Origin of the sequence: Pseudomonas sp. GL-R-26, from assembly GCF_019947365.1 — a bacterium.
GTDB lineage: Bacteria > Pseudomonadota > Gammaproteobacteria > Pseudomonadales > Pseudomonadaceae > Aquipseudomonas.
Genome location: NZ_JAGYGI010000041.1, coordinates 21,766 through 35,303, shown reverse-complemented (window position 1 = coordinate 35,303; position 13,538 = coordinate 21,766). Strand labels below are relative to the sequence as shown.

The 13,538-nt window shown below is 59.8% G+C and carries 11 protein-coding genes; 7 read left to right on the top strand and 4 right to left on the bottom strand.

The features are described 5' to 3' along the window. Positions 1-327 precede the first annotated feature (327 nt). The 4 genes from KGA96_RS27095 (at position 328) to KGA96_RS27080 (ending at position 5,555) form a co-directional block, all read left to right on the top strand. On the top strand, positions 328-903 hold the full coding sequence (locus tag KGA96_RS27095) for a hypothetical protein (protein ID WP_046037770.1): 576 nt from the start codon (positions 328-330) through the stop codon (positions 901-903). A gap of 688 nt (positions 904-1,591) precedes the next feature. Beyond that, positions 1,592-2,239: a hypothetical protein gene (locus tag KGA96_RS27090; protein ID WP_046037771.1), complete on the top strand. Its 648-nt coding sequence runs from the start codon at positions 1,592-1,594 to the stop codon at positions 2,237-2,239. A 266-nt stretch (positions 2,240-2,505) separates the two neighbouring features. Continuing rightward, entirely contained in the window at positions 2,506-4,545 is a 2,040-nt protein-coding gene (locus KGA96_RS27085; protein ID WP_046037772.1) for an FAD-dependent oxidoreductase, read from the top strand. Positions 4,546-4,628: 83 nt separating this feature from the next. After that, positions 4,629-5,555, top strand: coding sequence for a 1-aminocyclopropane-1-carboxylate deaminase/D-cysteine desulfhydrase (locus tag KGA96_RS27080; protein WP_223515595.1), 927 nt, complete (start codon positions 4,629-4,631; stop codon positions 5,553-5,555). 123 nt (positions 5,556-5,678) lie between these two features. Here the strand turns inward: KGA96_RS27080 and KGA96_RS27075 are convergent, their stop codons facing one another. The 3 genes from KGA96_RS27075 to KGA96_RS27065 all read right to left on the bottom strand — a co-directional run bounded on the left by KGA96_RS27075 (position 5,679) and on the right by KGA96_RS27065 (position 8,514). Beyond that, entirely contained in the window at positions 5,679-6,239 is a 561-nt protein-coding gene (locus tag KGA96_RS27075) for a cytochrome b (RefSeq protein ID WP_046037774.1), read from the bottom strand. 182 nt (positions 6,240-6,421) lie between these two features. Further along, positions 6,422-7,249, bottom strand: coding sequence for a phosphonoacetaldehyde hydrolase (phnX, locus tag KGA96_RS27070; RefSeq protein ID WP_046037775.1), 828 nt, complete (start codon positions 7,247-7,249; stop codon positions 6,422-6,424). Positions 7,250-7,404: 155 nt separating this feature from the next. Then, entirely contained in the window at positions 7,405-8,514 is a 1,110-nt protein-coding gene (locus KGA96_RS27065; protein WP_223515591.1) for a 2-aminoethylphosphonate--pyruvate transaminase, read from the bottom strand. A 109-nt stretch (positions 8,515-8,623) separates the two neighbouring features. Between KGA96_RS27065 and KGA96_RS27060 the strand changes: the two genes are divergently transcribed. Next, positions 8,624-9,487 (top strand): LysR substrate-binding domain-containing protein, encoded by an 864-nt coding sequence (locus KGA96_RS27060; protein WP_046037777.1) that lies wholly within the window; start codon positions 8,624-8,626, stop codon positions 9,485-9,487. Positions 9,488-9,607: 120 nt separating this feature from the next. Here KGA96_RS27060 and KGA96_RS27055 read toward each other — a convergent pair whose 3' ends face one another. Then, positions 9,608-10,480 (bottom strand): LysR family transcriptional regulator, encoded by an 873-nt coding sequence (locus KGA96_RS27055; RefSeq protein ID WP_223466461.1) that lies wholly within the window; start codon positions 10,478-10,480, stop codon positions 9,608-9,610. Between the two features lie 268 nt (positions 10,481-10,748). On the opposite strand from KGA96_RS27055, the gene KGA96_RS27050 reads away from it, so the two are divergent. Together KGA96_RS27050 and KGA96_RS27045 are read left to right on the top strand one after the other, a co-directional pair. Beyond that, positions 10,749-12,074 carry an MFS transporter gene (locus tag KGA96_RS27050; RefSeq protein WP_046037779.1) on the top strand — a complete coding sequence of 442 codons (1,326 nt, stop codon included), beginning with the start codon at positions 10,749-10,751 and terminating at the stop codon, positions 12,072-12,074. Positions 12,075-12,144: 70 nt separating this feature from the next. Beyond that, positions 12,145-13,536, top strand: coding sequence for an FAD-dependent oxidoreductase (locus tag KGA96_RS27045; protein WP_223515588.1), 1,392 nt, complete (start codon positions 12,145-12,147; stop codon positions 13,534-13,536). The last annotated feature ends 2 nt before the right edge of the window (positions 13,537-13,538 follow it).

Genomic DNA, 13,538 nt, shown 5'->3' with positions numbered 1-13,538 from the left:
CACCAGCGCGACGTTCGCTGCCAATGTGACCATAACGGCTGACGGGGCGGACACGGTGGTAGGGATCGGTGGGGACACGATTCACCTGGTTGGTGTCAACAGCGCGGCCGTTGATCAGACGGACTTCCTTATGGCCACTTGAGGTCCTGGCCAGTACTGTCGCAGGGAGCGTGGACAGCAGAGGGGAGGGCAATGGATGCCCTCCCTTTCTCCTTCCATTCAATTGCCCATTAGCTATCGGAGTGCCAGCAGCGTACTGGAACTCATCAAAGCAGGTTGGAACCGAGCTGCGAAATCAAAGAATCAATGGAAAAAGGAAACCCGGCCTTGAACATTTCAGCCATCTGCCTCTTGAGCGGCCTTTTGGTTTCGGTCGCGGCATCTGCTACCAGGGTTAATCCGGTGTTCGACCTGGATTTCACCAGGTCAGCCACGGAAACGCTGAAAAAACTGGACATCAACGACGCTAGTATTGTCGCCATCTCAAGTCCTGCTGCGTTTACGTTCTGCCGAGAAGGATCATCAACGCTCTGGAAGTATCAGGCGCTGGATCTGGAGCAGCAGGCGGTAATCCAGATTGGCCAAAAGCGGTCTTCGGCGGACTACCAGCAAATAACCGTTGTGGAACTCGATAGCGTTGCTTGCGAACAGGATCACCTTATGCCATTGGTCAAACCGGCAATCAGGCATGGACTTGTCCTTGGCTTGATCACCCTGTTTCTATTGGCTGGCCTGCGATATACCTACCGGGCGATCATGCATTGCTGTTATGACCAGGCCGGTTTTTCGAAGCCCGGTTTGCAGCGATTCGGCGAATCCCGGTCAATGCAAAATTCAACGGTAATGGCGTTGCTCGCATGGGGTGTCGTGGCAGCTACGGCATTTGTTTACTTTGGGTTTTGATTATGTTCACAATTAGCGAATATACCGTTTCAAGGTACTAACCATCCGATGTACTTTGAGCGAACGTAGTTCAATTCGCTGACGATTGATTTTGACTTGATTAGTGTCTTGTTTGTTTAAGTTGATTCTGCGTTGCTATCTGCCTGAAAGGGTGGCTGGATCACCGTGAAATCCGAATTTGGAGATTGCTCTGGATGAGAACTGCTCGCTATTGCGCAAGTTATGGGATGTGTAACAACTAGCGGATCCAATATGCAGTTGTCGAAGTGCATGTAATCAAGCAGGCCAGTTACCGTGGGCAATAGCGTAGAAGTTGGCTCATGACTGTCGCTTCGGGCGCACTAGCGCTACGCGCCGTTTGTCGGTGGCTTGTGCGAAAAATGAACATTGTAGCGTCTGTGGCCTCTGATCCTTGAGCTCGTCAGCCATGACCAGCCCCCGCGATTGTAAAAAAAGAAGTGGAAATAGAATCTCAAATGCAGTGAATGCAAATTGGGGATTTTTATCTGAAACTCAGGGAGGTGATAAACCAGCCGGTCATTGATTCGCCAGGCGAGTCAATGAGGTTGCCAGTGCCGAGTCCATGATTTGGCTTATCTTTTAGAAGTAAGGTCGTACAGAGTTTTTAATAATTAAAGATTCTGTCAGGTGGTCGATCCGTACTCTCGAATAAGGTGGAGAAAATACCGTGGCGATAAATACCATTATGAGTCTGCTGGAAAATAAGGAATTCCTGGAGTTTTTACGTCTGGGCGTTATTTACGTTCATTTGGTGGCGTGTTGTGTGGCCATCGGTCTGGTGCTGACCAGTGATGTTGCGATGGTCAGGGATCTTTTAAAACGGAAAGTATTCACTGAGCATGATAATGCTCACATGGAAAGTCTACAGAAGTCTGTCATCGTTGCACTAATAGCGCTGTGGGTAACGGGTGTCGCTGTTGTCGGTATCGATTACCTGGATAAGGGTGCCGATTACTTTTTGAATCCAAAACTTCAAGCCAAAGTCATTATTGTGGCGTTGCTGACTTACAACGGCATCTTGTTGCATCGCATGGTACTGCCAGCCCTGCAAAAGGCAGGCTCCTTGCTCAATCTCGGATTCAGTGCACGAATGCTGGCGTTGGCCTGCGGGTCGTTGTCGGCAGTGTCCTGGATGTATGCCGCCATGCTGGGTGTCGGGCGCCCTTTGGCCTGGAAGTATTCCCTTTCCGAACTGTTGATGGCTTATCCGGTGCTGATTGTGCTCGGGTTCCTGGCGATGGTGGCGTTGACCCAGCGAGCGAAACAACAGGACGACTATGTTGCGCCTGCGCGGTCAGTAGCAAGCGCATGCTAAGCCGGTTCTGCGCGTAAACCTTGCGGGCTTCTCCAGAGCCCGAAAGGAAGCGGCCTTCTGGTGCAGGTTTCAATCCGGACCTGCACCGCAAGGTCGTTTTTGTTTTAAGTCATTCCCGGTTGCCCAAAGCTGTTGCTCATTTCGATCAATAATTTGTCAGTTACGGTCATTGAGGGATGGCAGCGCGACTCTTAGTCTGTCGAACATGACTGATGGGGGCCACAGAGCTCCTGCACTTTCCGTGATCGCTCGATGTGGAGTTACCGATGACCGCCGCTCAATACCCGCACCTGCTGGCTCCGCTGGACCTGGGTTTCACCACGTTGCGCAACCGCACCCTGATGGGGTCGATGCACACTGGCCTTGAAGAGAAACCGGGTGGCTTCGAGCGCATGGCGGCGTACTTTGCCGAGCGTGCCCGTGGCGGTGTCGGCCTGATGGTCACTGGCGGTATCGGCCCGAACGAAGAGGGTGGCGTGTATTCCGGTGCGGCCAAGCTGACGACCGAAGAAGAGGCGCTCAAGCACCGTATCGTCACCCGTGCCGTGCATGACGCAGGCGGCAAGATCTGCATGCAGATCCTCCATGCCGGTCGTTATGCCTACAGCCCGAAACAGGTTGCCCCCAGCGCGATCCAGGCGCCGATCAACCCGTTCAAGCCAAAAGAGCTGGACGAAGAAGGCATCGAGAAGCAGATCAGCGATTTCGTCACCTGCTCGGTACTGGCGCAAAGCGCCGAGTACGACGGCGTGGAAATCATGGGCTCCGAAGGTTATTTCATTAACCAGTTCCTCGCCGCCCACACCAACCACCGTACCGACCGCTGGGGCGGCAGCTACGAAAACCGTATGCGCCTGCCGGTGGAAATCGTTCGCCGCGTGCGTGAAGCGGTCGGCCCGAACTTCATCATCATCTTCCGCCTGTCGATGCTCGACCTGGTCGAAGGCGGCAGCATCTGGGAAGAAGTCGTTCAACTGGCCAAGGCCATCGAGCAGGCCGGCGCGACCATCATCAACACCGGTATCGGCTGGCACGAAGCGCGGATTCCAACCATCGCCACCAAAGTGCCGCGCGCGGCCTTCAGCAAGGTCACTGCCAAGCTGCGTGGTTCGGTCAATATTCCGTTGATCACCACCAACCGTATCAACACCCCGGAAGTGGCCGAGCAGATCCTGGCCGAGGGCGATGCCGACATGGTGTCCATGGCGCGGCCGTTCCTCGCCGACCCGGACTTCGTCAACAAGGCCGCTGAAGGTCGCGCCGATGAAATCAACACCTGCATCGGTTGCAACCAGGCCTGCCTCGACCACACCTTCGGCGGCAAGCTGACCAGTTGCCTGGTCAACCCGCGTGCCTGCCACGAAACCGAACTCAACTATCTGCCGGTGCAGCAGCTGAAGAAAATTGCCGTGGTCGGTGCCGGTCCTGCCGGTTTGTCCGCCGCGACCGTGGCCGCCGAGCGTGGCCATCAGGTGACGCTGTTCGATTCGGCCAGCGAAATTGGCGGTCAGTTCAACATCGCCAAGCGCGTTCCGGGCAAGGAAGAGTTCTTTGAGACCATTCGCTACTTCAACCGCAAGTTGCAGACCACCAACGTCGAGGTGTGCCTGAACACTCGCGTCGACGTGGCCGGGCTGGTCGAAGGCGGCTACGACGAGATCATTCTGGCCACCGGCATTGCGCCGCGCCTGCCGGCCATTCCAGGGGTGGAACACGCCAAGGTGCTGAGTTACCTGGACGTGATCCTGGAGCGCAAAGCGGTGGGCAAGCGTGTAGCGGTGATCGGTGCCGGTGGTATCGGTTTCGACGTCTCCGAGTTCCTGGTGCATGAAGGTGTCGCCACCAGTCAGGATCGCGCCGCGTTCTGGAAGGAGTGGGGTATCGATACGCACCTTGAAGCCCGCGGCGGTGTCGCGGGTATCAAGGCAGCGCCCCATGCGCCGGCCCGCGAGGTATTCCTGCTGCAACGCAAGAAATCCAAGGTCGGCGACGGCCTGGGCAAGACCACCGGCTGGATTCATCGCACCGGTCTGAAGAACAAACAGGTGCAGATGCTCAACAGCGTTGAATACCTGAAGATCGACGACGAAGGCCTGCACATCCGCATCGGCGAAACCGGCGAGCCACAGGTGCTGCCAGTGGACAACATCGTGATTTGCGCCGGGCAGGATCCGCTGCGCGAGTTGCATGACGGCCTGGTGTCGGCGGGGCAGAGCGTGCACCTGATCGGCGGCGCGGATGTCGCGGCAGAGCTGGATGCCAAGCGGGCGATCAATCAGGGTTCGCGATTGGCGGCACAGTTGTAACAGTCAGGTCTGTGGCGAGGGAGCAAGCTCCCTCGCCACAAAGGTGCTGCTAAGATGCCGGATCTTTTCATCGATCCGGCATCATGCTTTCTCCTTCAGACAACTGGCTACCCCAGGCCCCCCTCGAACCCCTTCACCTCGACTGGCTCACTCAAGCCGGCATCGAAGTGGCAATCCTGCGTCTGGATCAGATCGACCCGTTGATCAGCGGCAACAAGTGGTTCAAGCTCATCGAACACCTGAAAACTGCTGACCGCCTGGGGGCCGAAGGCATCATCAGTCTCGGTGGCGCGCACTCCAATCACCTCCACGCGTTGGCGGCGGCGGGCAAGCGTTTCGGCTTTGCCACCGTCGGCCTGTTGCGCGGGCATCCTCAGCAAACCCCGACGGTCAAGGACTTGCAGGCGTTCGGCATGCAGTTGCACTGGCTGGGGTATGCAGGCTATCGGGCAAGGCATGAAGCGGGTTTCTGGCAACCCTGGCAAACCCGCTACCCGAGGTTGCATCCGGTGCCTGAAGGGGGAGGCGGTTTGCCTGGTGCCTTGGGTTGCATGCAGTTGCGGGCCACTGTTTGCGCGCAATTGCCGGGCTTGGGCTGGAGCGACCATGACGGCTGGTGGCTGGCCTGCGGAACCGGCACGACCCTGGCCGGCCTGGTACTGGCCGAAGCGGGGGATCATCCGGTGTTCGGTGCCCTGGCGGTGCCGGATGACCACGGGGTGGCGCAGCAGGTGGAGAGGATCGTGCAGGAAGCGGGTGTGGTCGATGCGGTGTATGAGCTGTTCGAAGCCAGTCGCGGCGGGTTTGCCAAGGTAGATCCACGGCTGCTCGACTTTATCGAAAAAACGGAGCAGGTCAGCAGCATTCCCCTGGAACCGCTGTACACCGGCAAGGCACTCATGGCCCTCAAGCAACAAGTCGAGGCGGGCAAGTTTGCCCATGGCACGCGACTGATATTCGTCCACACGGGCGGCTTGCAGGGGCGGCGGGGATTCAATTCACAAACCTGAAACGCACCGCAAATCAATGTGGGAGCGAGCTTGCTCGCGATGGCGGTGTGTCAGTCGACAAATGCGCCGAATGCAATACCCGCATCGCGAGCAAGCTCGCTCCCTCATTGGCATTCATTGGTCTCAGGAGTCACGGTTCACGCTCTTGGGCATCATCCGCAGCAAGGTGTTATCGCCCACCACATAATGGTGATACAGCCCGGCCACGGCATGCAGGCCGATCAGCCAATAGCCGATAGTGCCGCCGAGCTCATGCCAGCCCTGGAGCTGTTTGGCCAGGTCCTTGTTTTCCTCTACCAGCATCGGCAGGTCGACACCATAGAACATCACCTGATTGCCTTTGGCGCTGGTGACCAGCCAGCCGAGAATCGGCGTGACGATCATGAAAATGTACAGCGCCCAGTGCATCAGCCTGGCCAGCGTCGTTTGCCAGTGCGCCGAGGCCGGGAAGATCTGCGGCGCCGGGCCGAGGCTGCGCGCGAACAATCGCACCCAGACCAGAACGAAAACGGTCAGGCCGAGCATGAAGTGTGATTCGACGATCAGCGTGCGCCCGCCACTGCCCTTGGGAAAGAGCCCGCGAAACTCGATGCAGGCATAAACCAGCACCAGCAGGACCAGCATCAACCAATGCAGCGCGATCGATACGGTGCTGTAGCGCGATTCGGAGTTTTTCCACGGCATACGGTATTCCTCAGAGGTCCGGTTTAAAGCCACCGTTCTTGTCCGACGGTGTGTTCTAACTGTAATCCTGTTTCACCGGGATTGCCTGAGGCGATTGGTCGCTGGATACTCTGGTTTAGGTAATGGACAGAGAAAAACCTGTGGGAGCAAGCTTGCTCCCACAGGGGTATTACGGGGATTTATCAGCTCGACTGTGGCATTTCGCCCTTGGCCAGGCGCTTGTTGATGTCGGCGATCACTTCCGGCAGATCGGTGATGGTGTCGATCATGTAGTGCGGGCGTGAACCTTCGAACATTGCGTGGATGCGCTTGCGCTCGCTGTCCAGTTGGTCGCTGCCCAAGGCGCGATAACCTTCGTAGTCCAGGCCCAGGGCGTTGCCCGAGCAGATCAGCGCCACGGTCCACATGCCGGCGCGGCGACCCTCGAGAATGCCTGGCACCGTGTCATCGATCTTCACGCACGCGGCAACATCGTCGATGCCCAGGGCGATGACGTTGGCCAGTGCCTGGGCGGGCCATGGGCGACCATTCGGGACTTCGTCGGTGGCGACCACGTGATCGGCGACGTAGCCGTTGGTGGCGGCCAGTTCGACCACTTTGTCCATGACCTGTTTCGGGTAGCCGGAGCAGGAGCCGATCTTGATCCCTTGCTGGCGCAGGTTGGCGATGGTCTCCAGCGCCCCGGGAATCAGCGCCGAGTGTTCGGCGATTTTTTCGATCTGCAGCGGCATGAAGCGTTGGTAAATCGCGGTGACGTCATCGTCGGTCGGCGTGCGGCCGAACACTTTGCGATAACGCTCGGCAACTTCCGGTTGATCGCACAGGGTGCGGATGTGGTCCCATTTGCCCATGCCCATCGGGCCACGGGCTTCTTCGATGGATACCTGGACATCGAACTCGGCGAAGGCCTCGACGAAAATCTGCGTCGGGGCGAAGGAGCCGAAGTCGACCACGGTGCCGGCCCAGTCGAGGATGGCGGCTTGCAGTTTGGTTGGGTTGGAGTAGTTCATGGTGATCTGAGTCCTGTAATAAATGGCTATCTAGGAAAGCGGTTCTTTGTAGGAGCGAACCTGCTCACGATTGCGGGCTGTCATTCAACATCGGTGTCGACTGGTCTGGCCTCATCGCGAGCAGGCTCGCTCCTACAGGGGAATTGCGGTGTGGATCAGATTTCCAGCACTTCCATTTCACGCAACACTTCAGCAATCGCCGCCACGGCTTCGCGCATTTCGACGGGTTGGACATGACCGATGCAGCCGACGCGGAAGGTTTCGACCTGGGTCAGTTTGCCGGGGTAGAGGATGTAGCCCTTGGCCTTGACCCGCTCGTAGAATTCCTTGAATGCGTAGCGCGGATCTTTCGGGGCGTGGAAGGTGGCGATGATCGGCGCCTGAATCGCCGCCGGCAGGAAGCTGCGCAGCCCCAGTTTGCCCATCTCTTCCATCAATGCCTGGCAGTTGGCGGCGTAGCGTTCGTGCCGCGCTGGCAAGCCGCCTTCTTCGTTGTATTGCAGCAGGGCTTCGTGTAGTGCGGCGACCACATGGGTCGGCGGGGTGAAGCGCCACTGGCCGGTCTTGGCCATGTAGGCGTGCTGGTCCTGCAAGTCCATCGCCAGCGAATGCGAGTTGCCGGCGGCGCTGGCCAGGGATTCTTTGCGAGCGAAGACAAAACCCATGCCCGGCACGCCTTCCAGGCATTTGCCCGAGGCGGCGATCAGTGCATCGAACGGCACTTGCTGAGCATCCACTGGCAGGGCGCCGAAGGAGCTCATGGCGTCGATGATCAGGCGCTTGCCGTGTTGCGCCACGACCTGGGCAATCTCTGGCAGCGGATTGAGGATGCCGGTGCTGGTTTCGCAGTGAATCAGGGCAACGTGGGTGATGTCTTGATCGGCACGCAACAAGCGGTCGACGTCGGCGGCGGTGGTCGGCTCGTCTTCGGCGGTTTCGAAAGTGCTGAAGGAGCGACCCAGCACTTCGCAGATTTTCGCCAGGCGTTTGCCGTAGGCGCCGTTGATCAGTACCAGAATCTTGCCGTCCCGAGGCACCAGCGTGCCGATCGCTGCCTCGACCGCGAAGGTGCCGCTGCCTTGCAGGGGCACGCAGTGGTGGGTGGTGGCGCCGTTGATGATTGCCAGCAGTTGCTCGCAGAGGCTGGCGGTCAGTTGATTGAAGCGGTCATCCCATGAACCCCAGTCAACCATCATTGCCTGACGGGTGCGGGCCGACGTGGTCAACGGGCCGGGGGTGAGCAGGATGGGTTCGGCAGTACTCATTCTCGTGTCCTCGCAATCGATGGGATGAAGCTACGGGGCTTAAATTGCAATTTGCCAAGTTATCAATCAAATTGTTTGTTGTTATGCCAGCCATCAGTGAGGGTTATTCATGAACCTGTTCCAGCTCCGCGCCTTCGATGCCGTGGCCCGGGAAGGCAGCTTTACCCGGGCGGCGGCGCGGCTGTTCATCAGCCAGCCGGCGGTCACCGGGCACATCAAGGCCCTGGAGGAGCACTACCAGATCACCCTGCTGCGCCGCACCGCCCGACGGGTGGAACTGACGGAAGAGGGCACCAAACTGGCGGCAATCACCCGGGCGATGTTCGGCCTGGCCGAAGAGGCGCAGGTGATGCTCGAAGCCAACCGGCAATTGCTGACCGGGCGCCTGGAGGTGGCGGCGGACGGTCCGCACATGGTCATGCCGATGCTCGCCAGCCTGCGGGCGCGCTATCCGGGGATCACGGTGAACCTGCGCCTGGGCAACGCCCAGGAAACCTTGGCGGCGCTGCTGTCCGAACATGCCGACGTGGCGGTGCTGACCGAGGTCGAGCCGCGCAAGGGCTTGCATCTGCAGGCGCTGAACGAATCACGGATTTGCGCGCTGGTACCCGACGGGCATCCTTGGGCGCAGAAAACCAAAGGCGTGCAGCTCAAGGAACTGGATCAGGTGATCATGGTGCTGCGCGAACCGAGCTCGATTACCCGGCGCACCTTCGATGAGGCTTGCGCCCAGGCCAAGGTCAATCCACGGGTGTTGCTGGAACTGGACAGCCGCGAAGCGGTGACCGAGGCGGTGGCCGCCGAACTGGGGGTGGGGGTGGTGTCGTCGGTGGAGGTCAGCCACGATCCGCGGGTGGCTGCGGTGCCGATCATTGGTGAGGGGTTGGTGAATCGACACATGATGGGGTGCATGGAGCGGCGGCGGGATTTGCGCTTGATTCAGGCGTTTTTCGGGTTGGCGCCAGGCAGGTAGACCGAGTTGCCTGCATCGCGAGCAAGCTCGCTCCCACAGGGATTTATGCAGGTTCGCCGATTTTGTGTACGGCCCAATACCTCTGGGAGCGTGGCTTGCCCGCGATGACGTCGGACCTGCCTACCCAAGGCTCTCGCGCACCATCTCCAGAAAGGTCGCCACCACCCGCCGAGAACTCTGCTCGCGCAAGCACACCAGGGTTTCAGTCAACCGTCGCTTGCAATCGATAATCGGCAACGCACACACCCGCGAATCCGCACCAAACTCGGCAGCCGACACCACGCCCACCCCAATCCCCACAACCACCGCCTCCCGCGCTGCCTCCCGACCTTCAACCTGAATCGCCGGGCGAATGCGGAACCCGGCGCCGGCCATTTCCTCCTCCAGCGTCTGCCGGGTCACCGAACCGATTTCCCGCAACACCAGCGGCGTGTCGTCGAGGTCGGCAAGGGTGATGGATTCGCGTTCGGCCCACGGATGATTGCGCGACACGAATGCCACCATCGGATCGTTACGCAGGGGCAGCGACATCAGGCGTTCATCGCTGACGTCACGGCCCAGCAACGCCAGGTCGGCCTGATAGTTGAACAGTCGGAACAGTGATTCATCGGTGTTGCCGGTTTCGATCTTCACGCTGATGCCGGGGTAACGCTCACAGAATCGGGCAATCTGCGGCAGCACATGCACTGGCGCATCCACCGCCAGAATCAGGCTGCCGGTCTGCAACGCCTGGGAATCCTGCAGCAGCTCCTGGGCCTCGGCTTCAATGACGAACAGTTTCTGGGTCACGCCGAGCAAGCGCTCGCCCAGATCGGTCAGGCGCACCGAGCGCTTGTTGCGGTGAAACAGCAAAACCCCGTAGCGCTCTTCGAGTTTGCGCACCTGGTCGGAAATCGCCGGTTGCGTCAGAAACAGGCGTTCGGCGGCCTTGGTAAAGCTTCCATGGACCGCCACGGCATGGAAAGCTTTGAGCTGGGCGTGGGACACCGACATGGGAATCTCCAGTAACAAGCTGAGCTTATATTTGAAATACGATAAATCGATTTCACTTATTAATCAGTAATTGTTTTTATCCACCTCAGCCCCGGTGACTGGTCAGTCGAACAGCAGCGGGTGCCATGAGCCTGTGCGTGCAACAGCAGGACTCATCTGACCGGTATCCGCCGTAGGGACAGGGCGATATCGAAGTGCTCAACAATAAAAAAACAGGCGTTTTCTTCCAATTCTGCCGGCACACTCACACCCTGAGGTCAGAACCACAATGAACAAGCACATCGGCACCATCAAGCGTTGGCGCGTGCAGATCTTCGCGATCACCTGGCTCGCCTACGCCGCCTTCTACTTCACCCGCAAAGCCTTCTCGGTCGCCAAACTCGGTATTGGCGAAGACCCGACCTTCATGCTCGACAAAATGGCCATGGCCAACCTCGACGCCATCTACCTGACGGCCTACGCCGTCGGTCAATTCACCTGGGGCATCCTGGCCGACCGCTTCGGGCCGCGGGTGGTGGTGCTCGGCGGGTTGCTGATTTCCGCCGCCGCGGCGCTGGTGATGGGCAACTTCGCAACGTTACCGATTTTCGCTACCTGCATGCTGATACAAGGCCTGGCGCAGTCCACCGGTTGGTCGGGACTGTGCAAGAACCTCGGCAGCTTCTTTCCCTCCGAGCAACGCGGACGGGTATTGGGACTGTGGAGTTCCTGCTACGCCTTTGGTGGTCTGGTAGCCTCGCCGTTTGCCGGCTGGTGGGCGTACACGCTCATCGGCAGCTGGCATGCGGCGTTCATTTCCAGTGCGGCGGTGGTTGGGCTGGTCGCCGTGCTGTTTTTTATTTTCCAACGCAACAAACCGGAAGACGTCGGCTTGCCGGCGGTGGAGCCGGAACCTGAGCTGACCGCCGAAGAGGCTGACGCTCAAAGCAAAATCAGCATGTGGGAGCCGTTGAAGGAAATCCTGCGCAACCGCACGGTGCTGGTGCTGGGATTGGCGTACTTCATGCTCAAGCCGGCGCGCTACGCGATTCTGCTGTGGGGGCCGGTGATCGTCTTCGAACAGATGCCTTCGGTGGGCAAGGTCGGTGCGGCGATCATTCCGACCTCGTTTGAACTGGCCGGGTTGCTCGGGCCGATCCTGATTGGCCTCGCCTCGGACAAACTGTTCGGCGCCCGGCGCATGCCGGCCTGTGTGATCAGTCTGTTGGCATTGACCGTGTCCCTGGCGTTTTTCATGGGCGCCCTGCATACCGGCAGCGTGCTGCTGGTGGTGGCGCTGCTGTTCGTCATGGGCCTGACCCTCTACGGACCGGACTCGATGATCAGCGGCTCGGCCGCCATCGACTTCGGCACCGCCAAGGCCGGCGCCACGGCAGCCGGTTTTGTCAACGGCTGCGGCTCGGTCGGGGCGATTCTCGGCGGGCTGCTGCCGGGCTACTTCGACACCGTTACCGTGTTCATCGTCTTCGCCGGCTGCGCCATGTTCTCGGCACTGGTGTTGATCCCGCACTGGAACAGCCGCCCCGGTGGCTTGGGTACCCACTTCGCCTACGTGCCCAATCAAGCGATGACCATCAAACCCCTGCGTACCTGAATCCTGCCCCTCGTCGCCTGCTGCGCCTGCGGCAGGCCGGCGTGTGGGCCACTGACCGGAGATTGACCCCATGAGACCCTTTTGGCTGGACCAGGCCTTGAAGGCTGATGCATCCGAAACCTGTCCGCCACTGGAAGGCGACACCCGCGCCGACGTGTGTATCGTCGGCGGTGGTTACACCGGGTTGTGGACCGCGATCATGCTCAAGGAGCAGAACCCCGAGCTGGATGTGCTGCTGATCGAAGCGGATATCTGCGGCGCCGGGGCCAGTGGACGCAACGGCGGTTGTGCGTTGTCGTGGTCGGCCAAGTATTTCACCCTCGAACGTTTGTTCGGCGTCGAAGAAGCCGTGCGACTGGTCAAGGAGTCCGAGCGCAGCATCCATGCCATCGGTGCCTTCTGCGAACAGTATGGGGTGGACGCCGATTACCGCCTCGATGGCACCCTCTACACCGCGACCAATCGCGCTCAGGTCGGCTCGACTGACGCTGTGATCGCGGCGCTGGAGCGCAACGGCATCAACTCGTTCACCCAGCGGCCAGTGGCCGATGTGCAGCGCATGGCCGGTTCCAGCAAGCACCTGGAGGGCTGGTTTTCCCCGGCCGCGGCCAGTGTGCAGCCGGGCAAACTGGTGCGTGGCTTGCGCCGGGTAGCCCTGCAACTGGGGGTGAAGATTCATGAAAACACCGCGATGACCGGGCTGGAGGAGGGCCGGCCGGCGGGCATTCAAACCCCCAAGGGCATCATTCGCGCCGACCGCGTGGTGCTGGCGATGAACGCCTGGATGGCCCGGGCGTTCCCGCAGTTCGAGCGCAGCGTGGCGATCGTTTCCAGCGACATGCTGATCACCGAGCCACGGCCGGATTTGCTCGACGAAATCGGCTTGACCAGCGGCGTCACGGTGCTCGATTCGCGGATTTTCGTGCACTACTACCACAACACCCCGGACGGCCGGATCATGCTCGGCAAGGGCGGCAATACCTTCGCCTATGGCGGGCGCATGCTACCGGTGTTCGATCAGCCATCGCCTTACGCCGCTTTATTGCAGAACAGCCTGACGGATTTCTTCCCGGCATTTGCCGACGTCAAGGTCGAAGCGACCTGGAATGGTCCGTCGGATCGTTCAGTGACCGGGCTGCCGTTTTTCGGGCAGATGAGCGCCAGTGGCAATGTGTTCTACGGTTTTGGCTATTCCGGCAGCGGTGTCGGGCCCTGCCATATGGGTGGGCAGATTCTGGCGTCGATGGTCCAGGGCCTGGACAACCCCTGGACCCGCTCGCCGCTGGTCAACGGACCGCTGGGTTTTTTCCCGCCGGAGCCGATTCGCTACATCGGCTCGCTGATGGTGCGCAACGCCATCCGTCGCAAGGAGCACGCGGAGGATCACGGGCGTCGACCACGGCATCTGGACGTGCGCCTGGCGAAATTCGCCGCCGCGGCCGGCAAGGCTGACAAGGGCTGAGC